General features: G+C 40.2%; 23 protein-coding genes. 10 read left to right on the forward strand and 13 right to left on the reverse strand.

The annotated features are described in order from the left end of the window. The first annotated feature begins 342 nt into the window (after positions 1 to 342). Entirely contained in the window at positions 343 to 564 is a 222-nt protein-coding gene (locus H6G41_RS28440; RefSeq protein ID WP_190750929.1) for a FeoA family protein, read from the forward strand. Positions 565 to 730: 166 nt separating this feature from the next. On the opposite strand, the gene H6G41_RS28445 is transcribed toward H6G41_RS28440, so the two are convergent. After that, on the reverse strand, positions 731 to 2416 hold the full coding sequence (locus H6G41_RS28445) for an energy transducer TonB (RefSeq protein ID WP_190750932.1): 1686 nt from the start codon (positions 2414 to 2416) through the stop codon (positions 731 to 733). Positions 2417 to 2720: 304 nt separating this feature from the next. Between H6G41_RS28445 and H6G41_RS28450 the strand changes: the two genes are divergently transcribed. Genes H6G41_RS28450 through H6G41_RS28460 form a run of 3 tightly spaced genes read left to right on the forward strand, consistent with a single transcriptional unit; the run spans position 2721 to position 3959 of the window. Continuing rightward, positions 2721 to 3377, forward strand: a complete 657-nt coding sequence (locus tag H6G41_RS28450; protein WP_190750934.1) for a MotA/TolQ/ExbB proton channel family protein — start codon at positions 2721 to 2723, stop codon at positions 3375 to 3377. Next, positions 3361 to 3765 (forward strand): biopolymer transporter ExbD, encoded by a 405-nt coding sequence (locus tag H6G41_RS28455; protein WP_190750936.1) that lies wholly within the window; start codon positions 3361 to 3363, stop codon positions 3763 to 3765. The genes H6G41_RS28450 and H6G41_RS28455 overlap by 17 nt, the downstream gene beginning before the upstream one ends. Before the next feature lie 41 nt (positions 3766 to 3806). Beyond that, a complete protein-coding gene (locus tag H6G41_RS28460) occupies positions 3807 to 3959 on the forward strand; it encodes a hypothetical protein (protein ID WP_190750938.1) in 153 nt (50 codons plus the stop codon). A 186-nt stretch (positions 3960 to 4145) separates the two neighbouring features. Here H6G41_RS28460 and H6G41_RS28465 read toward each other — a convergent pair whose 3' ends face one another. The 3 genes from H6G41_RS28465 to ligA all read right to left on the reverse strand — a co-directional run bounded on the left by H6G41_RS28465 (position 4146) and on the right by ligA (position 7312). After that, complete coding sequence (locus H6G41_RS28465) at positions 4146 to 4526, reverse strand: DUF423 domain-containing protein (protein WP_190750940.1); 381 nt, start codon at positions 4524 to 4526, stop codon at positions 4146 to 4148. Positions 4527 to 4688: 162 nt separating this feature from the next. Continuing rightward, complete coding sequence (locus tag H6G41_RS28470; protein ID WP_190750942.1) at positions 4689 to 5174, reverse strand: hypothetical protein; 486 nt, start codon at positions 5172 to 5174, stop codon at positions 4689 to 4691. Between the two features lie 104 nt (positions 5175 to 5278). Beyond that, positions 5279 to 7312 (reverse strand): NAD-dependent DNA ligase LigA, encoded by a 2034-nt coding sequence (gene ligA / locus H6G41_RS28475; protein ID WP_190750944.1) that lies wholly within the window; start codon positions 7310 to 7312, stop codon positions 5279 to 5281. Positions 7313 to 7447: 135 nt separating this feature from the next. Between ligA and H6G41_RS28480 the strand changes: the two genes are divergently transcribed. Then, a complete protein-coding gene (locus H6G41_RS28480) occupies positions 7448 to 8452 on the forward strand; it encodes a glycerophosphodiester phosphodiesterase (protein ID WP_190750946.1) in 1005 nt (334 codons plus the stop codon). A gap of 206 nt (positions 8453 to 8658) precedes the next feature. Here the strand turns inward: H6G41_RS28480 and H6G41_RS28485 are convergent, their stop codons facing one another. Further along, positions 8659 to 9027, reverse strand: a complete 369-nt coding sequence (locus tag H6G41_RS28485; protein WP_190750947.1) for a pentapeptide repeat-containing protein — start codon at positions 9025 to 9027, stop codon at positions 8659 to 8661. A gap of 2 nt (positions 9028 to 9029) precedes the next feature. Next, the gene (locus H6G41_RS28490; RefSeq protein WP_190750949.1) at positions 9030 to 9332 is read right to left on the reverse strand and encodes a hypothetical protein; all 303 of its coding nucleotides are present in this window, start codon (positions 9330 to 9332) and stop codon (positions 9030 to 9032) included. Positions 9333 to 9597: 265 nt separating this feature from the next. Between H6G41_RS28490 and H6G41_RS28495 the strand changes: the two genes are divergently transcribed. Then, entirely contained in the window at positions 9598 to 9984 is a 387-nt protein-coding gene (locus H6G41_RS28495; RefSeq protein ID WP_190750951.1) for a tautomerase family protein, read from the forward strand. 83 nt (positions 9985 to 10067) lie between these two features. On the opposite strand, the gene H6G41_RS28500 is transcribed toward H6G41_RS28495, so the two are convergent. The 7 genes from H6G41_RS28500 to H6G41_RS28530 form a co-directional block, all read right to left on the reverse strand. Continuing rightward, positions 10068 to 13109, reverse strand: coding sequence for a hypothetical protein (locus H6G41_RS28500; RefSeq protein WP_190750953.1), 3042 nt, complete (start codon positions 13107 to 13109; stop codon positions 10068 to 10070). A gap of 11 nt (positions 13110 to 13120) precedes the next feature. Then, entirely contained in the window at positions 13121 to 15865 is a 2745-nt protein-coding gene (locus H6G41_RS28505; protein ID WP_190750955.1) for a tubulin-like doman-containing protein, read from the reverse strand. A 20-nt stretch (positions 15866 to 15885) separates the two neighbouring features. Beyond that, positions 15886 to 17709, reverse strand: coding sequence for a vWA domain-containing protein (locus H6G41_RS28510; RefSeq protein WP_190750957.1), 1824 nt, complete (start codon positions 17707 to 17709; stop codon positions 15886 to 15888). Between the two features lie 611 nt (positions 17710 to 18320). Next, a complete protein-coding gene (locus H6G41_RS28515; protein ID WP_190750999.1) occupies positions 18321 to 18851 on the reverse strand; it encodes a hypothetical protein in 531 nt (176 codons plus the stop codon). A 127-nt stretch (positions 18852 to 18978) separates the two neighbouring features. Then, complete coding sequence (locus H6G41_RS28520) at positions 18979 to 19578, reverse strand: YdcF family protein (protein WP_190750959.1); 600 nt, start codon at positions 19576 to 19578, stop codon at positions 18979 to 18981. A gap of 54 nt (positions 19579 to 19632) precedes the next feature. Then, on the reverse strand, positions 19633 to 20664 hold the full coding sequence (locus H6G41_RS28525; protein WP_190750961.1) for a VOC family protein: 1032 nt from the start codon (positions 20662 to 20664) through the stop codon (positions 19633 to 19635). Positions 20665 to 20718: 54 nt separating this feature from the next. Next, entirely contained in the window at positions 20719 to 21783 is a 1065-nt protein-coding gene (locus H6G41_RS28530) for a potassium channel protein (RefSeq protein WP_308796624.1), read from the reverse strand. A 199-nt stretch (positions 21784 to 21982) separates the two neighbouring features. On the opposite strand from H6G41_RS28530, the gene H6G41_RS28535 reads away from it, so the two are divergent. From H6G41_RS28535 to H6G41_RS28550, 4 genes are all read left to right on the forward strand, one after another. Next, a complete protein-coding gene (locus H6G41_RS28535; protein ID WP_190750963.1) occupies positions 21983 to 23266 on the forward strand; it encodes an aspartate aminotransferase family protein in 1284 nt (427 codons plus the stop codon). 164 nt (positions 23267 to 23430) lie between these two features. Next, positions 23431 to 24138, forward strand: a complete 708-nt coding sequence (locus tag H6G41_RS28540; protein WP_190750965.1) for an ROK family protein — start codon at positions 23431 to 23433, stop codon at positions 24136 to 24138. A 149-nt stretch (positions 24139 to 24287) separates the two neighbouring features. Next, positions 24288 to 25301: an SDR family oxidoreductase gene (locus H6G41_RS28545; protein ID WP_190750967.1), complete on the forward strand. Its 1014-nt coding sequence runs from the start codon at positions 24288 to 24290 to the stop codon at positions 25299 to 25301. Between the two features lie 391 nt (positions 25302 to 25692). Then, positions 25693 to 26589, forward strand: coding sequence for a bile acid:sodium symporter family protein (locus tag H6G41_RS28550; protein WP_190750969.1), 897 nt, complete (start codon positions 25693 to 25695; stop codon positions 26587 to 26589). Positions 26590 to 26675 lie beyond the last annotated feature (86 nt).

The following is a 26675-nucleotide window of genomic DNA, read 5'->3' on the forward strand; positions in this document are numbered from 1 at the left end:
TTTTATTTGTTTTATTTATCATTGCCGGAATTTTTACAATTATCAATGTCATTTTGAAATCTCTCTTAGTTTTTATTAGGAAATAAGATGCGTTTCCCCTAGATTATGGTGCAGCCGGACTATTTGATTTACAACAACAAGGTAGCCTCACAGGTAATCAGTTAGTCGTAGCGGCGATTGTTTTGACATTGTTTCTACCCTGTGTTGCTCAATTGCAAATGCTAATTAAAGAACGGGGCGCAAAAATTACAACTGCGATCGTATTATTTATTTTCCCCTTTGCTTTTTTGATGGGATATCTTGTCAACCTTGGCTTAACCTTCTTTGGAGTGCAATTTTAAGATGAACGCCTTACCAACAGTCAAAATTGGTCAACCACAAACGGTAGTTTGTTTGCAAACTGAAGATGATGCAATTTTACACAAGCTCATGGCATTCGGTATTTTACCAGGTAGTAATTTAGTGCTAGAGCAACGCTTTCCATCCTACATCATCACAGTTGGCAGAACCCGCACCGCTTTGGATCAGGAAACAGCCCAAAGTATTTTTGTGAAATCGTGTTAAATCTCTGCGTTCTCTGCGGTTCAACCAATGATCATTTAAACCGCAGAGAAAAAAGCGATCGCACAGAATAAAAAATCAAAATTTCCTATTCAAGAATGTACCAGAGAGTGTTGGCTGAGCGCAGTCGAAGCCAACAAAGTAGCGTGAGCGAAGGAGAAGGGCACACCTACGGTGTTGTTGTACTCGGACTAGGTGCAGCAGTAGGAGTAGACTGACGACTACGACGCAGAGCATCCCGCAAACGACTACCACTATCCGACGCTGGCGCAGATGGTTTCAAAGTCCGCCGCCGTCTTCTCAATAAATTTTGCGTTGTTTGTCCTGATGTTCTCACATCCGCTGTCACTTCCCGCGATCGCCGTCGCAGACGATTACTCAAAGAATTTTCCGAACTTTGTACCCTTGTTGGTGTCGCTTCTGTAGTGTTGGTACGCCGCAATCTCCGGTTAATTCTGGATTCTGTACTGTTAGTAGCACTTTGCTCCCTTTGTCTTGTTGATCTGACAGGAACATCGTTACCTCCAGAAGTCGCTGCTTCTAAACGCCGTCTGCGTCTTGGTGTTTCTTGACTAGAATTGTTGTTAGAAGAGGCTGCTGCTGTTTCTCTCTGTCTTTCACGTTCTTGGCGTTCCTGTTGCTGCTTCCTGACTTGGCTATGGCGACGCGAACCTTGGATCGCATACTCTGTAGCTATCTGTACTCCTTGTCTCCCTCTCTCAGAAGGCTTCAGTTTCCAGTTTCTAGCTTGGCGTAGGTGTTCTTCATCTAATTCTCTATCGCCACTGGAACCAAGTAATCTCACATTAGTAACATTACCATTTACATCAGTATCAACAGCTACGTTTACTCTGCCTTCTGCCTTGCGCCGTCTGGCTCTATCTGAGTATCTAACATTACACTCTTGACAAGCGGCGCGACCATCACCGCCACGCCGAGAATTACCTTCTCCATCTCCATTACTAGGTAACTTCGGGGTTGTAGGTGCAGTAGCTATAGGTACTCCGCCATTACCACCATTGCCATTACCAACACCAGAACCATTGCCGTTACCAATACCAGAACCAGAACCGCTACCGACACCGGAACCATTGCCGTTACCAATACCAGAACCAGAACCGCTACCAATACCAGTACCTGTTCCTGTACCAGAACCACCAATACTGCCAGAACCGTTACCAGTTAAGACGGATGTTCCACCGCCGCCGCCACCGCCGCCACCCCCAGGTGTACCATTTCCTGGTGTTGACTGACTTGCTTGAGAATCTCTAATTCCGCGTAGAGTATCGCGTAACTTACTACTGGAACTTGTGTTAGATAAAGCAACAGATTTGTCTACGGGTTTTTCTGGAGCGTTGTTAACTGGTTTTGGGGCTATATTTGTTGCGGTTGTTTCTGGCTGAACTTGAGTTTTCAGCGGTTCGATAGGTTTTTTTAAGTTTTCAACCAACTTTTGGATAGGTGGCTCTGGTACCACAGGTTTAGGGGGAGGTAATTCCACCTTGGCTGGAAGGGGAACTGGCTGTACCGGATTTTCAGGTTTGATAATACTTTCAGTTTTGGGGTTACTTGTAGAACTTGCCAGAATTTCTGTTTTTTCTTGGATTGCCAACTTTTGAGGAGACTTCTCCGGCTTTGGTTCTTCTTCTAACTTTTTCTCTTCGGGGGTGTCAAGAATTGTAAACTCGATAGGTTCCTCTTCCAGAGGGGACACTCTAGAGAAATAATTACCAATCCCAGAAGCGAGTACCGCTACATGGAAGCCGAGGGAACCAATTAGACTCAGAACCAAAAAACCTTTAAGCGCCTTTGTTTCTTTCTCGCGCTGCTCGAAAGTAGTGCCGGAGAAGCTCATAAGTATGTTGCTAGATATTCTCACTAAAAAGGTTAAAGTGTCCTGGAGCAAAAGTCAATCAATCTCTGTAAATATCCTGACTATTACTTTTGCGTTAGTTTTCAACTATGACATCGTGTCAGGCATCAAGCTAGAACAATTGGATTAATCCTACTTGAATAATCAATGCGTTTTCTGTCATTATACTTTCACATCAAGTTGAGAAGTATTTGCAGTATTCTATAATTCTCAATTGAGAGTAGATCTCAATTTGACCAAAAACTTACAGCATCAGCATATTCATTGAAATTAAACCAAAGGATCTATGGGGATAAAACAGTTATTCAGCGCAGGTGGCGTGGTAATGTGGCCTCTGCTGGCGTTCTCTATTGTGGCGGTAGCTTTGATTGTTGAGCGGGTGCGGTTTTGGTATCGAATCAATACCCGCCAAAGCAAGGTGGTGCGAGAAATTCTCAATCTCTACCGGATGGATAATGTGGTGGGAGCAATCGAAAAATCCCGTCAGAATGCGAATTTACCGATTCCCCGAATTTTCCTAGCTGCTTTGGAATTGGAAGAACCGACACCAGAAGAGTTTCGCTTGGCCTTGGAAAGTGAAGCGCAAGCAGAATTACCGATTATTAAGCGTTTTAACACAATTTTTGACACAATTATCGGTCTTTCACCATTATTTGGCTTGTTAGGAACGGTGCTAGGTTTGATTGTTTCATTCGCTTCTCTCAATCTTGGTGATGTTGGCGGGACAAAAACCGCAGGTGTGACATCGGGGATCAGCGAAGCACTGGTTTCCACAGCGTCTGGCTTAATTGTGGCAATTTTCACCCTGTTCTTTGCTAATTCTTTTCGCGGACTAGCTCAACGTCAAACTGGATTGATTCAGGAATATGGTGGGCAATTAGAGCTGTTATATCGCCGTCGTTACGAACGAGGAGGAGAAAAAGTTTATGCGTCTACCAGATGAAGCGGATATTCCAGCACAGATAAATATTGTGCCGATGATTGACGTAATATTTGCGATTTTGACGTTTTTCATCATGTCCACCCTATTTCTGACGCGCCAAGAAGGATTACCCGTCAATTTACCCCAAGCTTCAACTTCGCAACAGTCGCAAGTACCCAGCAAAATTACTGTAACAGTAGAAGCTAACGGCAAAATTAGCTTGAATAAACAGCCGACAACGGTTGATGTACTAGCTGAACAGCTACGGGGAATGGTTGGTTCCACCCCAGACACGATTGTAGTGATTAACGCCGATCGTCAAGTGGAACATGGGGAGATTGTCACGATTATGGATCAAGTGCGTCAGGTTAAGGGTGCAAGGTTAGCGATCGCCACACAAAAGCCTTAAGTTTAATCATCCCCCCAACTAAATTTAGTTGGGGAATTCCTGTGTCTGAGCGAGTTTTGCCCAGTTTTGATAAAGCAATTTTGAAGAATCCGCGATCGCCCCTTGCATTTACTGATTTAGCTGTTAATATGGGCGCATATACAGAACACCTTATACCGAACCTAACTTATCGTCTGTCGTTATACCGAACCTAAATTATCCTCTTGTGTTTTCTCAAGAAACATGAACCGCAGCAAAAACCCCCAATAGGGGGTATTTTTATGGCTGTTGATTGTTAACCGTGAACCATCAACAGTCAGTAGGGGCGGGTTTATGGAAGATCTTCATGAATCAGTGAGGATATCTGTGAACCCGCCCGTACAAAAGTCAACAGTCAACAATCAAAGTTTTAAACTCCAAGCCGCAAAGGCTAAAGCACCCCAACCAGCAATAAAAGCTGCACCTCCCAAAGGTGCAATTGCTCCCAAAGATTTAACACCAGTTAAACTCAAGGCGTACAAACTCCCGGAGAATATGGCAATACCGAGAATAAACAACCAACCACTGGCTATGAGGGTAGAGGGTGGCGACTCGGTGCGGCTTAGTAGTAATCCTACTAATAACAGTGCGAGAGCATGGTACATTTGATACCTAGCACCAATATCAAAAATCTCCAGCGATCGCTCGCTGATTTTGTCCCGTAAAGCATGAGCACCAAAGGCACCAGCGGCAACAGATAAACCGCCTAAAATGGCAGCTATACTTACAAAAATCTGCGTCATTATACTTAGGCGTAGATTGGTGAAGAAGATGTAGGAATGAAAGCAGAAAAAGAAGGGAGACATTACTCTTTCAAGTTAGCCATTCACGGGAAAATCCCACAAGCAAACATGAAAATCTTTAGCCTCTAGCCTCTAGTCCCTAGCCCCTAGTCCCTGAAACATCTAAATCTCAAAATGATATGATACAGTCCCATCTTCGCTGACTTTAAAATTAGCATTGAATTCTTTAGCTTTCTCATCTAAATACTGTCTGGCGGCGATTGCAGGTAATTCTGATTTTATTGCAAAGCCAAGAAGAGTCATACGCCCTTTATTTTCTTGTAGCATTTGATAAAAAATCGATTGCAGGCGATCGCTCATTTGTTGATTTAAAGCTTTTTTCTCTTGTCTGCTTTGATGATACAATCCTAAACTGAGCCATCCCCCTAAAATTAAAGTAGGAACGCCAAAAATCAGACCTTGGGTAGCCTCATAATTAAGGCGATAAAGACGCGGTTTATTAAGAAATTCTTTCCCTGAGTTACCATCTGCACCTGGGATAGGCTTCAACATATCATGTTTCTGAATTCCTGCTGAGACTGATATCGTTAAAAACATGAAACCGAGTGTAAGTAGCCAACCAGCAGCTAATTTTTCAGCAGTCTTCATAGTTCGCTCTCTCAGATTTGAACTTTGCTTGCAATTTTAACTTTAGTTTTGCAAAGCTTCCAATGGTTAACACTCAACAGTCAACAGTCAACAGTCAACAATGACTACTCTGCTAACATCGCCAAAAACTGTACTTCCGTTAATTGGGGAATTCCCAAGGATTCGGCTTTGGCTAATTTAGAACCAGCATCTTCACCGACAAGTAAGTAATCTGTTTTTTTACTGACTGAATCTGTCACTTTACCGCCAGCTTTTTGAATTAAAGCTTTGGCGTCATCTCGCTTTAAGGTGGGTAAAGTTCCAGTGACTACAAAAGTTTTTCCGGCTAATTTTTGATTACCTTCAGTTATTGTTGTTTCTTCTGTGGTTTCTAATTCTAACCCGGCGGCTTGCAAGCGAGAAATTAAAGTTTGATTGGCTGCAATTTGAAACCATTGATGTACAGATTCGGCAATTTCTACACCAATTCCGTAAATAAGAGCAATATCTGATTGTTTAGCTTGAGCTAATTTATCTACAGAGTTAAACTTCTCGGTTAATAATTGGGCATTAACGCTACCAACATGACGGATACCTAAACCATACAATACTCGCGACCAAGGTTGATTTTTTGATTGCGCGATCGCATCAATTAATTTCTGTGCCGATTTTTGTCCCATTCTTTCTAAGCTACATAACTGGGCTTCGGTGATGTTGTATAAATCTGCGACAGAATGCACTAAACCTTTATCTACGAGTTGATGTACTAGTTTTTCCCCCATTCCTTTAATATCTAAAGCATCGCGGCTTACCCAATGTTCGATTGCGCCTTTGAGAATCGCCGCACAGGAAGCATTGACGCATCGAGTAACAGCTTCACCCAATTCTCGCACCACCGGTTGTCCGCAAACTGGACAATTACTCGGCATAATAAACGGTTGTGTATTATCAGGGCGCAGTTCTTTCAGTACCCGCACTACCTCCGGGATAATCTCCCCAGCTTTGCGAACGATTACTGTATCGCCAATACGGATATCTAATTGAGAAATGCGATCGCTATTATGTAATGTAGCTCTTGATACTGTTGTTCCCGCTAATTGTACTGGGCGCATCTCCGCCAATGGTGTTAACGCCCCCGTTCTCCCCACATTTACCGCAATATTTTCCACGCGGGTAGGTGCTTCTTCTGCGGGATATTTTAACGCCACCGCCCAACGGGGGAATTTCTGGGTAAATCCTAGCTGTTCTTGCAGTTTAAAGGAATTGAGTTTTACGACTACCCCATCGGTCATGTAAGGTAAATTTAGCCGTTCCGTATCCCAAAATTTGTAATAATCGCCTACATCGGCTAGGGAAGGACATAATTTATGGTTGGGGTTGACGCGAAAACCCATTTTTTGCAACAATTCCAGAGCTTGCCATTGAGTGTTGGCAATACTGGCATCATCTCTACCAGGAATGTGCAAAGTATAAGCAAAGAAATCTAAGCGCCTGCGGGCGACAATCCGCGAATCTAACTGTCTCAGCGTACCAGCCGCAGCATTGCGGGGATTAGCGAATAATTGCTCAGAAGCTTTTTGTCTTTCTTCGTTAATTTGTTTAAATACTTCTAAGGGTAGAAACGCCTCACCCCGAACTTCTACCTTTTCTAAAGGTTCTAAACCGTCAAAATTTAAACGCAAAGGAATGGAACGAATTGTGCGCACATTTTGGGTGATATCTTCACCTGTTACCCCGTCACCCCTAGTGGCACCTCTAGTTAGTATGCCATTGTGATAGGTAAGAGCGATCGCAGAACCATCAATTTTTAGTTCTGCAACATAATCTACAGCATCAGTTTTCGGTACTTGTCTTTGCCAACGCTGATCCCATGTTTGTAACTCATCAATATTAAAGGCATTCTCCAGACTATATAAGGGGATATTATGCCGCACAGATGTAAACTGTGTCGCTGGTCTTTCACCCACCCGCTGAGTCGGACTATCCGGTGTTATCAGTTCTGGATACTGAATTTCTAATTGTTGCAATTCTCGATATAACTGGTCATAGACAGCATCCTCCATAATCGGTGCATCTAGGACATAATAAGCATAACTAGCTTGCTGCAACAACTGACGTAGTTCTGCTACGCGCTTGGTTTCTGGCTGATTCTGTATCATTGACTGTTTACAAAATACTTAGCAAATAAATTTAACGATGTTTTGCTAGTATAGCGACTGACTTTGAGGTTTTGAGCATTCCTCAAAATAGAGAATCTCATTATAAGAATAACCCTATTATCTAGAATCAGGGCGATGAAGACAATTAAGCAATTTACAGCCCCAATTATTATTGGACACAGAGGCGCTAGCGGCTACCGTCCAGAACATACATTAGCGGCTTATGAACTCGCAATTGATTTAGGGGCTGATTATATTGAACCCGATTTAGTTGCAACCAAAGATGGTGTATTAGTTGCGCGTCACGAAAATGAAATTTCCGAAACTACCGATATAGCCCAGCATCCAGAATTTGCTGAACGTCAAACTACTAAGATTATTGATGGGGAAAGTAAAACAGGCTGGTTTACAGAAGATTTTACCTTAGCAGAACTGAAAACCCTGCGGGCAAAAGAGCGCATTCCCAAAGTGCGATCGCAAAATACAAACTATGATGGATTATTTGCAATTCCTACATTCCAAGAAATTATCGATTTAGCTAAAACTAAAAGTATTGCTGTTGGGCGGACTATTGGCATTTATCCAGAAACTAAGCACCCAAGTTATTTTCAATCTATCGGATTAGCTTTAGAAGAACCTTTACTATCAATTTTACAAGCTAATGGTTATCAAGGCGCAAATACACCTATTTTTATTCAATCTTTTGAAGTTAGCAACCTCAAATATTTAGCTAGTAAAACTGATATACCTTTGGTGCAATTGTTGAATAATACAGGTAAACCCTATGATTTTATTGTTCATGGTGATACTAGAATTTATACAGATTTAATCACAAAATCAGGTTTACAAGAAATTGCCGAATATGCACAAGCGATAGGAATTCATAAAAATTTGCTCGTTCCTATAGATAATAATAAAAAAATGCTGTCTGCAACATCATTACTTAGTGATGCTCATGCAGCGTCTTTACTAGTCCATGCTTGGACATTCCGCAATGAAAATTTATTTTTATCCCTCGAATTTCAAGATAATCCCCAACAGGAATATGAGTTATTTTTTAGTTTAGGAGTTGATGGGGTATTTAGTGATTTTCCCGATACTGCAAATTTAGTAAAATTACAAAATAGCAATATACAATAATAATTTAAAAAAATTAGGGTATGTTTTCGCGTAGCGCACCGCATTATTAACAATTAAAGGTGCGTTAGCCTACGGGGTAACACACCCTACAAACTAAGCTTAATTAAATTCCCAAATAAAACAAATTTTAAAAAATGCTATTTAAAGTAATTTAATAATTAATGACACACTCAAAAATAAATATTTGAGTGTGGATCGATAAGCTTTTAAAACTTGCGCATGTTTCTACTAACTGGATCGAAACCAATACTAAATCGAGTGCTTTCATCGTAGTAAGCACCAGTTAAATCGGCTCCATACAACTTGGCATAGTTCAGCTTGGCTCCCCGGAGATTTGCCTCATTGAGCTTCACGCCGCTTAAATTTGCTCTAGTTAAGTTGGCTTGTGCTAGGTTAGTTCTACTCAAATCTGCTCCCCATAATTTAGCTTTAGCTAAGTTAGCTCCACTCAAGTCTGCTCCCCATAAATTGATTCCTGGTAAGTTAGCTGCAATTAATTTGACTTTAGTTAAATGTGCTGCGGGAAAATATCTTTCTCCTCCCGTATAACGGCGGATTAATTCTGCTGCGTCCATGCTTATTTCACCTTTTTCAATAAATAAGAAGTAATTGCTTCCCATTCCTGGTTGAGTTCCCCAGAGAATTCTAGCTGATTGCTACGTCGATACCAGTAACGAGCATTACTCAAATCCCCTTCTTTGCGATGTAAATAAGCATGAACCCAAGCGCTGTCAACATCACTAGCATTTTGCACTATTTCATGAGCTTGATTCCAATTACCCTTTTTGTCATAAAACAGTGCTTGTAGAGCTTTCGGTAGAGTTTCTAGGGATAATTGCTGTGTTTCGATTAACTGCTGAAATTCGGTTAAGTTTACCATTGTTTCTCAAACAGTATCAACTCTCTATTTTTAAGATACTGCGTAGTTTGCAACTAATGAAGACTAATTGTAATTATTTTATTAATAGCTCTATTCACCAGGTTGACATTGATGTTCTGCTACAAGTAGAAACATCAATGTTAATAGTTTAAACAGCAGTTTTTATACTAAGTTAACTACATAGTTATATTTTCTTAACCACTATCTCAGGAAATATTTGTGCTGAAGAAAGTTAACTGTAACGAGCAAAAATGAGGATAAATTTATGGTTCAAGTCAAAATTTACGGTATTAGGGATTATTTAAACCCAATCAAGCAACAACTTTCAGATGTGATTCATAGTTGCGTAATGGATGCATTACAGTTTCCCGCAAATAAGCGATCGCATCGTTTTTTTCCCTTGGATAAGTCAGACTTTTATTACCCGACTGGGCGCACTGAGCGTTATACCATTATCGAGTTGAGTATGATTGAAGGGCGGAGTGTAGCCGCGAAAAAACAATTGATTAAGCTGTTGTTTGAGCGATCGCTTTCTGTAGGGATTACGGCGCAAGATTTAGAGATAACAATTTTCGAGAACCCTAAGCATAATTGGGGTTTTCGTGGATTACCAGGTGATGAACACGAACTGAATTACAAAATTGAGGTTTAGCAAAATAGCTACATCTGGAAGTAACTAAAACTCCTGAAGCTGTTCTTACAGATGCTTTTTGCTAATTTAAAACTGTAAAAGCGTTAATTTAGCGGATTATAGTCTGAAAGTAGCAGATCCAAAAGTTTGCGTTCCGATTGAGTTAAATTCTGAGCAGCTTTTTCTAGTTCTTGTAATTTCTGGTATATTAAATCGTGTTCAAAAGTTTCAATTCGTTCTTGGAGTTCTCCATAGAGTTCTTGTAAAGTAAACTCAGTTGCTAAAGCTAAGGCGATTTGTTCTCTATCTTTACCTAGCGAACGACCTTGGAATTGATAATTACCTTGAGAATTTTGGGATAATAGCCCTAGCGCGATCGCTAATAGCAGAGTTTGATAAGCTAGCTTCAATTCCTGACTAGAGCCGATTTCCTCAGGAATTAAATCGGGAATGTTTTCTTCTGGCGCTGGATGTTCGCTTTGAGTGCGTTCATAACAGTCGCGGTAAAACTCTATCTGACTGAGAAAATAAGCCGGGAAGCCTAAAGAACGAGTTAAAAGAGCTAAATGTTGCTCGTCTTCCCCTAATAAAGCTGTTAAAGTCCGACTAAAACGACTATAAATTGCAAAAATTTCTTCCTTATCTTTAGCTCCCACCCACAGAGTTAGCTCTCGTTGAGAGGTTGGGTTTAAATGTGCATCAATATCTTGCAACCTTAGCAAGAGTTTAGCATTATCGTAAAGCTGATTTAAACGTAAGCTGGCACTATGAGACGCGATTAAATCCGGTTGTTTTAATACTTCTGCAACTGACAAATTAGTTAAATGCTCAAACTGTTGACGAGCAAATGACATGAGTAGATTTTGAAATTCTCCCACAGACATTTGCCACGACTGCGAACGCTTTACCTGTTCCTGAGTGAATTTTTCTGTGGGTAGTTTAGCCAAGAAATTCTCGTAATAATTATCAATATCTGTATCTGTCAGCACTGACAGGCGAATTTCGGAAAAGCTAGTTGTCGCTTTGTGATTTTGAGCTAGTAAATCATCATATATTCTAGAGAAATTAGTAAGAGTTGTACGTAAAGTCTCGGTTTTTTGTCGAGCTATTTTAATTAAATAATTTAACGATTCAACGCGGAGATTTTGCACATAGAGGTCGTATTCTAATTTTAGTTGCTCGTTATAATTGCGGCGTAATTCTACAGCCGTGGCTTTTAAACTGCTTTCTAAGCGTTGAATTTGCTTTTGGACTTTTTGAATGCGATCGCGGATATCACTGCTGTATTTCAGCCAAACTATCCCTAGATATATTAAAATAAATACCGCAGTTCCTAGCAGATGATTAGCTAAGTTAGCCCAGATATTTTGCAATAATAGCCATAGTATTGACTGGCTGAAAATACCTGTAAGAATCACCAGAGCCAGGACAAAAAATACAACAATACTAGGGAAAATTACTAAGTATTTAGTCCGAAAAAGGCTTTCTTCGGCTAGCAGTTCACTGAGTTTATCAGTATGGCTTTCCAGTTGATTCTCAATACCAGATAGATGTTTTTGTGATTGATTAATTTCTTCTCTTGCGGTTTCCCGTGCGTGAGCGATCGCTATTACCCGCAGTTGTCGCGCTTGTTCGCTTTCTGTATTTACTGCTTGTTTATAATCGGCGATCGCGGTTTCTAGCTGTTCTTGAATTTTATCTACTTCCGAACTGTTTTCTACAGTAGAATCTTGTAATTGTTGCCGTTGTAATTTTAAAGATAAAACTTGATTGAGTAGCTTTTTGGATGCTTCTTTATCAATTGTCACCTGCAATCTAGAATCGAGAAATGCTTCCGCAAATCGCAATTGAGTCACAAGATTTTCTGGTTGTTCGCTAATTGAATCGGTTTGCAGTTCTAAGTATAAATAAGTCAATAAATTTAATAACTTAACTGCTTCATTTAAACCTCTAGGTGTAGCATCAATATAGCGATTAATGCTGTTATCTAAAAAATTGGCTAAAGTTTTTTGGGCTTGTTTACTAGAATTTTCTAACGTGCGTTTATAAGCAAGTAATTCGCGATTTTCAAATTGTTGGTAAGCACGCTGCAATTCCATACCATATTCTTTCGCCATACCATTACGGATATCAAGGCGTGGGTTAAAATCTTGCCATACTGGTTTACCGTTATCTCGTTCTAATTGAAGGAAAGCATTATTAAATTCATCACTCAAGACTAAATCTTTAGCATCTAATAGCCACTTGCGATTTGCTTCGGGAGTATATTCTGCTCTGGGTAAAAACTGCCTCATAACGATATCAGCAGCTAAAGCACTACTTAAACGAGTAATTATTGTTTCTTTGGGAAAAAATAATTCTCCATAGCCAAAAGTACTGTAAGCAGGTATTTTTCCTCTAACTTTATGCGTACCAATTAACAAGCCATTGGTTTCTGGCTCCAAAGTTAAAAAACCTGCAAATGCATCAGCATAACTGAGTAAATTCTCTTTGATTCCCCCGATTCGCTCATCAATTAGCCAGCAGTTATCAAAAGGCGGTACTTTTTGGTTAGCTGTAATGACTACACCACTAGTCATTTTGTAATCTAGCTCTTTGAGAAATGTATAAGCAGCGCCATAATCAAAAGCTGTAGCTTGGTTAAATAAACCTGGTAAAAGTAATAAAGCCTCTAAGCTATGGGGTGTATCTGTGAAATATTTAGTAAATAACCAGCGCATCAAACGTACTAGCTCAAATACTACTCCTGGTGCAAAATTATTACTAGCTGAGAGCATGAGATAGACGCGATGACTATTACCAATTTCTATTCCCTGGCGTTTAGCAGCAATCGCTTCTGGTAATTGATTTAGGGTTTTGAGTAAATCGATTAGTTCCGTTTGTAGTTGGTTAGCCGCTTGGTTAAATTGAGTGCGGATTTGGGAGACAGCAGCTTTTTTACTGTGGGTTTGAGCTAAATCAAAACTCCCATCAGCAAACCGATCTAAATCGGTGCTAAAGCCAAAAGTTTGATTATCCCAAGTTAAAGCGTAAGTTTGAATTAAACGACTTTGGATCGTCGATAATTCTTGCAACTGGCGTTTAATGGCTGCACAAAAAGCAGCACTGTGCGGATCGAGTGCAATTAAAATAGTTGGTTTTGACATGAGGCTAATCTCTACATAATCACATCCAAATCTTCCAGGTAGGCTTCAATTTCTTGAATTTCCATTTCTACCTGTTCTTTAATCTGAGCATCTACCCTGTTTTCTCTTAAAACTTTATTAATTTGATTGATATAGCCCTCCAAAGCTAATCTCGCTTTGTCTTGATCTTCGTGGGTAATACTTTCAACTTTGTCAGCAATTTCCTTAACTAAAAGCTGGTTACCTTTAAAAGCTTTAAATGCGGATTTGCGATCGCTTCCCAAAGGTAAAACTCCGCCTTCTAACTTTCTCGCTTGATCTGTATAAACGGAGTATTGTCTTTTTTGATTGACAATCAATTTATATGGTTCTGTTGCTAGCGCCAAAGCAAACCAACGCAACGCCCCACCGTCATCTTCCGGGGGAATTAAATTAGCTAAGTTTGTCCACCGCCGATCTAAGTGTTTGAAGACTTTATCTGGATCTAGGTAAGCTAATTCCATATCTTTCATACCATTAAAGGCAAATAAAGGTACACCTATTTCTACACGAAATAAAGTAACTTTATGAGGTTCGCCGGTGGGGACAAAAGACGGATTTGTTCTGCTTTTTGGTACTCTGCTTGCTAGAGGTGGAGTGCTAAAAATGGTTTTATTACTTTCTACGCCGTAGTAATAAAATTCTGTAATGACATGCTGCTGTTTAGCAGGAATTTCTGTTTCTTGATACTGCCACAAAGGTACTGCTAATTTACCGAGTTGTTGTAAATCTTCTCCTGCATCTTCGGGGTTGCTATCTGCTAATACTTCCTCAACAGTCATGCTGGTTAGAGGTAGGTAAGTTTCATCTAAAAATTCGATAAATTCATCCCTAACATTTTCAGCTTTTTTATCTGCCCAATGGCTCAAAGTTTGAGATTTTTCTCGATACCAGCGAATGAAATCTTCACCTGTAACTTTGGGGCGTTTTGATTCCAAATTAACGCGCTGGATGGTATGAATAAAAGGATTATCGTTACTGACTTGACGACTAATATCTTGATAACTCTGCTCGATGTCTCGATAAACTTTATCTAGGTTGCTGTGTAGACGCTGACATTTTTCTTTAACGACATCTACCTTATTACGCAACACACCATAAAGTTCAGCCGCTTTATCACATCGCTTCCAATGTAAATAAATCTTCCATTTGTGATCCGCTCGTTCTTTATATCTTTGACAAGCTGCTTGGATATTATTCTTATTTAAAAAGAATGCTTGAGCCGCTTCTGTAATTTTTTCTTCTTGTGGTTCTAACTTCAAATTGTTGAAATTAAGTTGAGCTTCTTGAGATTTGCGCTGTACTAACTGCTGCAACTCATCTAGTTTTTCGGAAATTTTGGTTAAAAAATACCAAACGTAAGCTAAACCATTAGGACGATTAATTCCCTTTTCCCAACCATTAACAATAGCAGAAGTAGCAGCCTGATCTAAACGCTGAAGATTGGCTGTTAGTTCTTTGGCTATGCGTTGTTCAAATTGGTCAAATTGCCGCTTGTAGAGTTCCTTAATTTTGAGTAAGGCTGTGCGGTCAAAGACCATCTCGCCAATTCTAAATTCTGGTTTAATTTGTCCAACAGATTCGATTTCTGTTAACGCATTTAAAATAGTATTTTCTGCTAACTTACATTCTTGCAGAAAGCGCTCAATTTCGCTATCAACATCAATGGTGATCGTCGTTCCCATTAACTCATTTTTCAATAATTTTAGAGCGTCTTCTAATTTCATCCGCTCATATTTTTTGGTGGGTAGAGTTAGGGTAGCAAAGCCAAAGCTACAATAATTAATTTTTCGTCCTCTTACTGTTTCACCAGTTGCGATGTAAGCACGAATATTATCAGCAACGTTAGCCGCATCTAAACCAATTTGCGAACCAATTTGTACGTACAACCCATCAGCAACTAAATTTTGTAAATCATCAGGACGGTTAACTACAGTTCCCTTTTTATTGACACCATCAATTAAAAATACTGCGTCAAAAGGAGGGCGATCGGCTTTAACTTTGCAAATTCCATAATCGACTTCAATTGGATTTGCTGGTGATAATCCCCAAAAGTGTTCAATTTCTTTGAGAGCGCCATAAGCATTAGATTTAATTAAATGAGTTTGGGGAAGATTAGCAAATACTCTTGGTAAAACAAATACTCCTGTAACATTAGAAAAACTATTTAAATATTGCCTAGTTAAAAACGCCACATCTAAAAATGTGCCGCTCCCTGTTCCACCTGCTATACTACCAACAATAAAAACTTCGACACCATCACGGTTAGAAACTTGAAAATTATCTGAATATGCTTGTGTATTAGTGCGAATTTCTCTGACAGTATTGATTGCTTGGGCGATTAAACCGTTAATATCGCCAACTTTAGCAAATAATGCTAACCTTCCCCTAGCGCGAATTTGTCCCGCACCACTAATTAAGCTAGTTGCTGGAATATCTTTCGGCCACCATTCGCTGATATTATCGTTACGTGTTAAGGGTATGGGATTAGCAACAGAAATTGCATAAAGTTCATTAGGTTCTAAGAAAACCTTATTACCATCCGGTGATTTTTCTCGTTCTTGAATATTTTCTGTAGTATCAATAGAAAGAAACCGAATAATTTCTGGTACTGAGCCATAAACATCTATAAATCGCTTTTTCAGCTTGAGTACCACTTCATAACCTGTTCCCCCTAACCCAATGACAACGGTAGGACGAAAGACAACGGTAGGACGCTCAACCCTGTTACTAGACATGAACTCTCCTATGAGATGATTTAAAAGTTTGTTTGCTCACTGTTTGGCTCAAATGGTCTTTGATGCGCAATCCAATTAAATTGCAGCTTTACATCGCCAATTTCGATAATGTCCTCGTCGTAAAGTTCTTCTGTATCGACTTTCTTAGTATTGACAAAAATTACACCTTTCAAACAGTGAATATCAATAATTTTTTTACCTGCTCGCCAAGCTACAACTAACTCAGCATCAGCATCGGTATCCGCAATTGCTGGTATTAAATTACTGAGACAAACTTTACTTTGATGCAGACGAGTCAGGCTAATCTCTTCGTCGTCTAAGGATTTTGGTAATGGTTTGAGGACTAACAGCGCTCCTTCTAAGCGATCGCGCGTGCGCAAATCTTCGACTAATTCCCAGGGGGTTTTGCGTTGAATTAAACAAATGGCGATGAGAGTAATTAGCAATAGCAGCAGCACTAAGAGCGTCCAAGTAATAATTTTGCGTCCTAGTGGAATTAAAATATTCAGATTAACTTCTGCATTAATAGGACTTGCAAGGGAGTTATCTGGCTGTAATACCAAGGTAAAATTGCGTTTACCTTCAGAACCGCGATCGCTTACTTGAAATTGCAGAGGAATTTTCGTTTCCCCAACTTGCAAGGATATAGGTTTTGGCGATTCTATAACAGAAATATCTTTAAAATTGCCTTGCAGTTGTAATTGAGCAGTTGTGGCAATATTACTCTTAACTACTAAAGTTTGAGTTGCTGTAGATTGTCCAACTTCTGTAGTCCCAAAATCTAACTTTGTCGGGGAAAATTCCAGCGTTGGCTTAACGGTGACAGGTACATCAACCGTCATGGGTGCGATCGCATTATTTGCTGTTGTCAGCACCAAGCGCAAGTTATGGACGCCTCCCTGAACCCGATCTGGTATTTGTAAGCTTAAAGGTATACTTTTGGCTTGATTCGCAGCTAAATCAATTGAGCGATCGCCAGAAATTAAGCTAATACCACTTTGGTGAGGATCTTCTAGTTGTACATTAACTGTAGAGTTAACATTACTAATACTATTAATTTTAATTTTTTTAGTAGTTCCGGGTAAAACTGGCTGCAAATTTGTTCTGGGTAAATTTACATCTAATTTTGCTTTAACTAACACTGGACGAATATTTTGCGCCAGTCTATTTAACTGCACTCCTCCCGGATCTCTTAATACCAGTCCTTTACTACAAAGTGCGGGATTATTCGCAAATTCATTCAATTGTTTTTCGTGTTCTTCTAATCCTAAAGATACGAAAAATACATAAGGTTTACATTGTTGTTGGTTTAAAAGTTGAGTGCTACTAGGGATAGAAACAGGATTATCAATACCCCGGACATCTTCTAATCCATCAGTTAAAAATACTATGCTGACAGTCCGCCCCAGAGAATTATCTCGTTGATTTAAGATAGCGGAATGTTGTAGCGCTTGTTGTACAGCTTTTCCTGTATGAGTCCGCACGCCATTCGCCTGAAGCGAGTTAATTATTTGCTTGAGCTTTCCTCGGTCGGGATTACTATTAATAGCGATATCATTAGCATTGAGAGTGACATCTTTGTCAAAACTATAAATAGTAACTGTATCGCCTAATCTGGCAGTATTTACAAACTCAGTAATAGAATTTTTTACTTGCGAAAAAATATTCTTTGTCCCGCCTACACCACGCATGGAAGCAGAAGTATCTATTACCACAATCCAGTCAATTCCTCCTTGAGGATTGCTGGATGCAATAGATAAGTCAGGAATTGACATCAAACTCAAAACCGCAATACTTTGGATTGAGATGTATTTCCTCCAATGCTTGAAGTATTTAAAATTCATTGGTAGATTGCTCCAGACATACCAGCGATAAAACTATATACAATAAACTGAAAATATACTGACTAAAATTAAGCAGCAAAAAATGTCATATTTCTTTCATTAAGAATAGAAATAAGATATTTTTAGTTTGTTATTTCAGAAATTAATCTGCAAGATTTAATTATTAATTTTTGATGGCAATTCTATTAATAGCCAGAAGCAGTTGATAATTTTTCATATCTGACTGAATACATAAGTAATTAATTTTTGGGAATTATCATCTACATTTCAGCCTGATTAGGCGGAATTTATTTAATAGATGACATATCAAGTTATATATTAACTACTTGATGCAAAAATGTCACGTTTTCTTAGATACAAGTGAAATTACTGCTATAATAAAGCTAAACTAATTTATCAATTCCGCAAATATATAGATATTAATTGAGATAACAAATAGAATAATTTTATATTTAAGTTTAATTAGCCTTGACAATAAGTCAGATAAATTGTTAATCACTACCAGTGATGAATGGATCGTTAAGGGTGGGATACCCCACCCCGACATGTGATAATTTGGGCTTGAGTTGCGATCGCTTTCAACAATACATCCAGCTAAATCGCTGTTAGTTCTAAATTCTCCCTTCGGCTTTCGGCTTTCGGAGAGGAACAATTTCAAACTCGAACACAGCAATTAGCCGATCGTCAATATAGACTTGAATTCTATGTTTACCATCGGGATCGCCAGGTGCGATCGTCCAAAAATTCTTAATCACGCCATCGGTAGTATTTTGTGTGCGCTTCGTTACTGCTTCTTTACCATCTGGGGATATGATCAAGTCTTGTCCGCTATCTACACCCCAGGTTTCTGGACGTTTTGGTAATCTGAGAATTTCTCTCCATGTTACTGCACCTTTGTAATTTTTGAGTTGAATTTGCCAGCCATATTTAGTTCCTTCTTGTAGCGGGACTCTAAAGGTAGGAATAAAGGTGGTTTTACCTTGAGAACCAACTCGTTGTACACCAAATTCAGCTTTATTGACAATAATTGGTTGAGCATCGCTTTGGGGAGAAGCAGCGACAACTTGGATTGGTTCAGCAGCTACGACTTCAGCCATTAACCAAGAATAAGTTACTAAAACGGTAACAGCCCAAATTCTCATCAACATAGTTTTTTTGGTCGGATCTTTTAATAGTTATTTCTAGCCTTCTAACCTATCCTCCGGTTGAGGTTCCTCTGAATTAAACAGAATTATTTTTATGGAAAAATATACTAAATTCAGCTATTAGCTAAATTTGCAACACGAGGTAGACAAAGTAAAAAAAAGTTTCCCGTATCAGAAACTCTATCTGACTGCGGAAACTACTATAGCGAGTAGTAGGTGTAGGTGATGGATATGCATCCATGTCTAAATTTCTAGCCATCAGTACTGCTCTTTTCATATGCAATGGATCGCTGACAATCAGAAATTTATTTAATTTGGAATTATAGGCTACAGAACGAGCATTTTTGAGATTTTGGTAAGTCGTGCGCGATTCTGTTTCAGTGAGAATATCATTTAATTTTACTTGTCTTGCTAAAGCATAATTTTTGCCAATTATTGCTTCCGCAGCTTCATTAGGTTCGCCAACTCCGCCAGTAAAAATTATTTTATTAATCTGCTGATTTTGATACAAATTAATTGCGTGATTTATTCTTTCACGAAATACGGGAGATGGTTCTTCTCCCCAAACGGCTGCGCCTAAAACAATGGCTGCTTCTGCTTTAGCCGTATAAGTTTGATTACCATACAAATAAATACTGATAGCTGTAGATGCGATCGCTAGTGATAAAGCAGATATGAAAGCTAGTAAAATCAGTATCAGCCATCGTTTTTGTGATTTTGTCATTGGTCAATAGTCAACACTTCAACAAGTTCAGTGACCGCAGTCAACAGTTAACCATCAACAATTTTCTACCAAATTCCAGAAATAGCCATCGGGCGAACGGAAGGAGAAACTCATCTCGCCAAATTCGTTACTAATGATGTTAGTTATATTTTGGGCTGAACTTTGGCGAATGCGATCGCAATATTTTTCAATTCCCCGCACTCTGTAGGTATATAATGACATTCCCAGGCTACCGGGTTGTGCGGATTCAAAGCGTGACTCTAAATTGATGCTTTCGGGGAAGCGAACAATGTAAAGTCTACCACTGCGAGCAGCCATGAAGTCATAAACAGAAGAACGCGGGTCATCAAAGGCGGTAACAATAAATTTTTCCCCAGGATTGAGGTCAAAAATATCACGCCCTGCTGGGGAAGCTTCATAGGTAGTTTCGACATCATCCCGTACACGCAACAAACCCAAAACATCTTCGTAAAAATTCAAGGTTTCTTTGCTGTCATCTTGAACAATTAACCCCATGTGGGTAAACTGGCTAGTCTTAAATGTTGCATTAGAGTTAATTTGTCCATAATGAGGCATTGTATAACCAAATCTTTGGAAGAAAACTTGTCTTGATAACGGTTGTAATAATAATATTTCCCGCACCCCAACCGCAGGTTCAGTAAAAGGTTGGCTTTTTCTTTCCTTGTTATAAATTATTTCCCAATAAGGATGTGTGTAGCGAATATCCCAACCAGCAGCTTTTGCTTCATCGGCATGATTTAAAATAGTTAATGTATCAGCAGTTAAGGCTGTCGCCCAACGATTTCCTTTAATTTTCATGGAAGCTGTTCCTAATCCCTGATTGATGGGATTTTGCCAAATCATCAAGCGAATTAATCCATGATCTGCATCTTGGTGATAAAGGCGAATTGAGCGTAAAGACGAATTTACACCATATAATTGCTTGGCAATATCAACAGATAATTCCCCAACTTTACCAATTCGATAGCCAAATTGTTCCCAATATTGAATTGCATAAATTGGGTCTGTAATCCCAATACATACTTCGTATATACCTGCAATTGCAGTTTGTTGACCCTGATTCATATATTTTGATTAAGGAAGGGGGAAAAAACCATTGAAAACTGACAACTAGCCAAATTAGCTATTTTTGGGTTTACGCAACTTTTGGGAGAGGATGGGGCCGAGAATTTGGTTCAGGCTACGCAATTGTTCTGCTGTACCCATGCAGATAAGAGTATCTCCTGGCATTAAGACTGTATCACCAGTAGGGCCGCCAATTAAGTTACCATCAGTGCGACGAATTGCTAAGACTAAAGCACCTGTTTGCGATCGCAATTTCGCTTTTTGTAGGGTTTGTCCCACAAACGGACAAAAAGCTGGTTCTAGGAGAAATTCTTCCATGTACAATTGGCGATCGGAACCGGAAAGGATACCATCGACAAAATCTAAAATTTGGGGTCTGAGGGCAGCAGCGGCCATTCGCTTTCCTCCAGTAATATAAGGAGAAATCACCGCATCTGCACCACCGCGCTGTAATTTTTGTAACGCTTCTTCTGTGCTAGCTCTGGCGATCGCTCTGATGCCTGGATTTAGTGTTTTTGCTGATAAAACTGTGTATAAATTTTCTGCATCAGAAGGCAGTGCGGCAACAATACAAATCGCTCTTTCTATACCAACTCTTACCAGGGATTCATCTAATGTGGCATCTCCTTGGTATGCTATGTAACCTTCTGTTTGCGCTCTTTGCACAGATTCCAGCTCGGAATCAATGACAACGAAGGCCACGCCTTCTGCCCGAAATTCTTTGGCTATTTGGCGTCCTGTCCGACTAAATCCACAAATGATGTAATGTCCTGTTAAGGATTCCATTAAACGCCTCTGTTGCCTAAGTCGAATTCCTTCTTGAAAGTAGCCTTCAATTACTGCTTGAGTAAATCTATTGACAATGTAACCGATATTGATTACACCCATCAAAATTAAGGCAATAGTAAATAATCTACCGCGACTGCCGAGGGGATGGGTTTCGCCATATCCCACAGTAGCCAAGGTAATTACCGTCATGTAAGCAGCATCTTCCCATGACCAACCCTCCACCAGACAGTACCATAAAGTCCCAATCACGAAAACACAGCCGAGAGCGATCGCCCCTGCCATCAACTCCTGTTGGATACGTTGATATTTTTGCTCAGGCATTGAATACACAATTTTTTCACCCCTGCGACTGGTAAGAAAAACAATATTTAACCAAAGGTAATCCTAAAAATTCATAATTCATATTTAGTACTTTTTGTCAATGTATAACTTTAAAAATATGAGTTGCAGAAAATAGTCGATATTTTTGAGAAATTTCTACGACACTAGTAGATAACTATACGATTAAAGATTTTCTTAAGGAGCGGTAGTGAGCATACAAAGTTTAGTTGAAGCAGCCACCAACCCCCCAAAGTCTGATTCGTTGCCATCAAGCCCTTTTGATGCCAACAGCTTTGATGCAGCGGTGATGTCTACTTATGCTCGATTTCCCCTAGCCTTAGAACGGGGTGCAGGATGCCGAGTTTGGGATACTGAAGGGCGGGAATATTTGGACTTTGTGGCGGGAATTGCCACTTGTACCTTGGGACATGCCCACCCAGCTATGGTAGAAGCAGTAACAAGCCAAATCCAAAGGCTGCATCATGTCTCGAATTTGTACTACATTCGCGAACAAGGTGAATTGGCAAAATGGTTGATTCAACATTCCTGCGCCGATCGCGTCTTTTTCTGTAATTCTGGTGCGGAAGCTAACGAAGCCGCAATTAAACTGGCGCGGAAATACGCCCATACTGTCTTAGAAATTGAACGACCAATTATTTTAACCGCTAATGCTAGTTTTCACGGCCGGACTTTAGCCACAATTACGGCTACAGGGCAACCCAAGTATCAAAAATACTTCGATCCCTTGGTTCCTGGGTTTCATTATGTGCCTTACAACGATATTGGCGCTATAGAAGCGGCAATTAGCGAACTCGATGAAGGCGATTACCGTGTAGCAGCAATATTATTAGAACCATTACAAGGAGAAGGCGGCGTGCGTCCAGGCGATCGCGCCTACTTCCAAAAATTGCGGCAAATTTGTGACGAAACTGGCATTTTGTTGATTTTTGACGAAGTGCAAGTTGGAATGGGACGCACCGGTAAATTATGGGGTTACGAAACTCTCGGCGTAGAACCGGATATTTTCACCAGCGCGAAGGGATTAGGTGGTGGTATCCCCATCGGTGCCATGATGAGTAAGAAATTCTGCGATGTCTTCCAGCCAGGAGAACACGCCAGCACCTTTGGCGGTAATCCCTTTGCTTGTGGAGTCGCCCTGAGTGTCTGTCAGACATTAGAGAAAGACAATATCTTACAGAATGTCGAACAACGGGGTGAACAACTGCGTGAAGGACTAAGAGCGATCGCTGCTAAAAATCCTCATCTCATCGCCGATGTTCGCGGCTGGGGCTTAATTAATGGTATGGAATTGCAAGCGGATATCGAGCTAACAGCAGCTGAGATTGTCAAAGTTGCGATCGCTGAAGGTGTATTGCTTGTACCAGCCGGGCCCAAAGTTCTGCGGTTTGTACCACCATTAATTGTCACAGAAGCAGAAGTTAACACAGCCTTGCAAGCCGTAGAAAAAGCACTAGCAACGCTGACAGTTTAGGGCATTGGGCATGGGGGCATTGGGCATGGGAGATTTATCTTCCTTGTCCTCCCTAGCCCCTAGCCCCTATTTTCACTTGTGAAGACTATCAAAACTTCTGCACGTAAATCAAAAACAGGAGAGCATAATAACCAAGTAGCACAAAATTGCTGGGAGAAAACGCAATGGTAGAAGATAATGGCTCAATTCGCACTCTATCAGTAGATATTGGTGGTAGTGGTGTCAAAGCTTTGGTTTTAGATGTTACAGGACAACCTGTAACCGAAAGGGGGCGTTTAGAAACACCCCAACCAGCGAAACCAGACACAGTAATTAATGCTATTGCAGTTTTAGCAGCTAATCAAGGTGAATTTCATCGCGTTTCCGTGGGTTTTCCTGGTGTGGTGCGCCACGGAGTCACGGAAACGGCGGTAAATTTAGATCGGGATTGGATCGGTTTTGATTTTCAAACAGCCTTAGCCAATAAATTAAATAAACCTGTACGGGTAATTAATGATGCCGATATGCAAGGGCTAGGTGCGATCGCAGGTAAAGGTGTGGAATTAGTGATTACTTTGGGTACAGGGTTTGGTTCCGCGTTATTTGTCGATGGTAAGCTAGTCCCGAATATGGAAATGGGGCACCATAAGTTCCGCAAAGGCGACACCTACGAAGAACAACTAGGGCGGGCAGCGTTAGAAAAAATTGGCGATAAAAAATGGAATCGACGCTTACAAAAAGCGATCGCTTCTTTAGAACATTTATTTAATTATGATTGCCTTTATATCGGTGGCGGTGAAGCCGTCCGCGTCAATCTCCAGCTACCCCTAAATGTCAAACTCATTCCCAATATTACGGGTTTATTAGGCGGCATTGCTTTGTGGAGAGATTAGTTATTGGGCATTGGGCATTGGGAAGAAAACTCCCCACACTTCATCATCTCCCTCTTCCCCTTCCCTAATCCGGCCTAAGTCTGGCGAGAGATGAACTAAGCACAAATCGCGCCTATTGATTGAAGGGAAGGTGTTAAGAATAATTAACCATGCAATTAAAATCAATTGGTCAGCAGGTGGTAGCTATTGTTGGGGCTTCCAGCGGGATTGGGCGGGATACAGCAGTGAAGTTTGCCGAACGTGGCGCTAAGGTTGTAGTTGCTGCCCGTAGTGAACCAGGATTACAGTCTTTGGTGAATGAGATCCGCAATTTGGGCGGTGAAGCAACCTATATAATTGCCGATGTCAGTGATTTTCAGCAAGTAAAAGCGATCGCAGATAAAACTGTGGCAGAATACGGACGACTCGATACTTGGGTGCATACGGCTGCTACAGGTGTGATTGCTCCTTTTGAGAAAATTACACCAGAGGAGTTTGCCAGAGTTGTAGATGTTACCTTAATGGGACAAGTATACGGAGCAATGGCAGCCCTACCCTATCTCAAACAAGAGGGACGGGGAGCGTTAATTCATATTTCCTCAATGGAAGGAAGGCGCAGTCTACCTTTACAAAGCCCCTATTCCACAGCCAAGCATGGTTTAGAAGGATTTCTTGATGCTTTGCGGGTAGAGTTACAACACGAAAAATGGCCGATTAGCGTCACATCCATACTGCCGGCAACAATTAATACTCCTTACTACAATAAAGTTCGCACCAAACTAGGGGTGAAGCCTACAGGAGTACCGCCATATTATCAACCGAGTTTGGTTAGTGATGCTATTCTCTACGCTGCTGAACATCCCACCCGTGATTTTGTCGTTGGGGATGCGGGCAAAATCTTAGATTTAGTGCAACGAGTTTCGCCAGCCTTAGCTGATTCTCTGCTATTGGCGATCGCATTTCAAGGACAGCGTACTAATGAGCCAAAATCAGCAGATGCACCCAACAATGTTTTTGCGCCAATTGCAGGCTATGACAAAGTTGAGGGAGATTTTAGAAACTTGTCCATACCCAGTTTCTTAGATAATTTCGATAAAAATCCCCCATTGAAATGGGGTGCATTAGCAGTTGCAGCATTAGGTATTGCCACAGCTTTAGGCATATTTGGTAGGAATGAAATTTAATTCAATTTCTCATTAATACAAGAGAACCTTAATTTTTAAAGTTCGTAATCAAGACTTTAGTTCTTTAAAATTCAGGACTAAATTCCTGAATACGAACTAATTTTTTAAGAATTTTCAACATTTCTGTAATTAATACCAATTTTAAAAAAGAACGGAACCGATTGTAGGGGCAAGGCAGTGACTTGCCCTCAATAATATTATTGATGTTTCGCTGACAAATGACTAATTACCAATGACCAATGACTAATAAATAATGAAAGCCCTCTCCTGTCAAAGACGCTATGCGTAGCTTGCTTCCCTGAAGAGGTACGCCATTTATCTTGAAATTACACCACCAGACGTAGAAACATTCTGATATCATCAATTTTGTCTAATTAATCCAAAATTGATTATGCAAGCAAGCTTTTTTACTGCTGTGGCTTTACCTATTGCCTTAGCAATTATCATGCTAGGAATGGGTTTATCTCTTGTACCAGAAGATTTCCAACGTGTAAAGAAGTATCCGAAAGCTGTTTTAATTGGCTTAGTTAGTCAGTTAATTTTTTTACCTATTATTGGTTTCATCATTGCAACACTTGTACCCATGCAACCGACGATTGCTATGGGGTTAATGATAATCGCCCTGTGTCCAGGTGGCGTATCTTCAAATGTAATTACATTCCTTGCTAAAGGTGATGTTGCTCTTTCAGTCACTTTGACAGCTTTTAGCAGTGTGATTACAGTATTTACAATTCCCATATTAGGAAATCTCGCGTATCAGCACTTCATCGGCCAAACTGCCGCGATCGCCTTACCAATTGGTGCCACAATATTACAAGTTTTCTTGATGACGCTTCTGCCTATAGGTTTAGGAATGGGAATAAGGCAGATATTGCCCGAAATCGCCCGTCGTCTAGAAAAAGTTACTAGCCGCCTAGCAGTTGCTTTCCTAGCCTTAATTATTCTCATCTTAATTATTCGTGAGTGGAATAGTCTCCCTGGCTTTATTATGCAAGTTGGCGTGGGTGTAGTGTTGTTAAATACTATATCTATGATTACAGGATTTTATACCAGCAAGTTATTTAACCTCAATTCTGCACAGCAAATCTGCATTGCTATTGAGGTGGGCATTCAAAATGGTACACTTGCGATCGCAATTACAGCCGGATTACTCAACAATCCTGATATGGCAATACCTGCGGCAATTTACAGTTTGTTTATGAATGTCACAGGTTTGATTGCAATTAACTACGGTAGACAATTGGCTGTAACTAGTGCGGTTCAGGAACCTGTAGAGAGCCAGGTTTAGCTGGGTTTCCAGTTATTTCTTTAAAAGATAGCTAAAGATAGGCCCCCTCAGGGGATTGGGAGAGGGGGTATAAAGAACAATCTCAT

This window comes from Tolypothrix sp. FACHB-123 (assembly GCF_014697075.1).
GTDB lineage: Bacteria > Cyanobacteriota > Cyanobacteriia > Cyanobacteriales > Nostocaceae > Aulosira.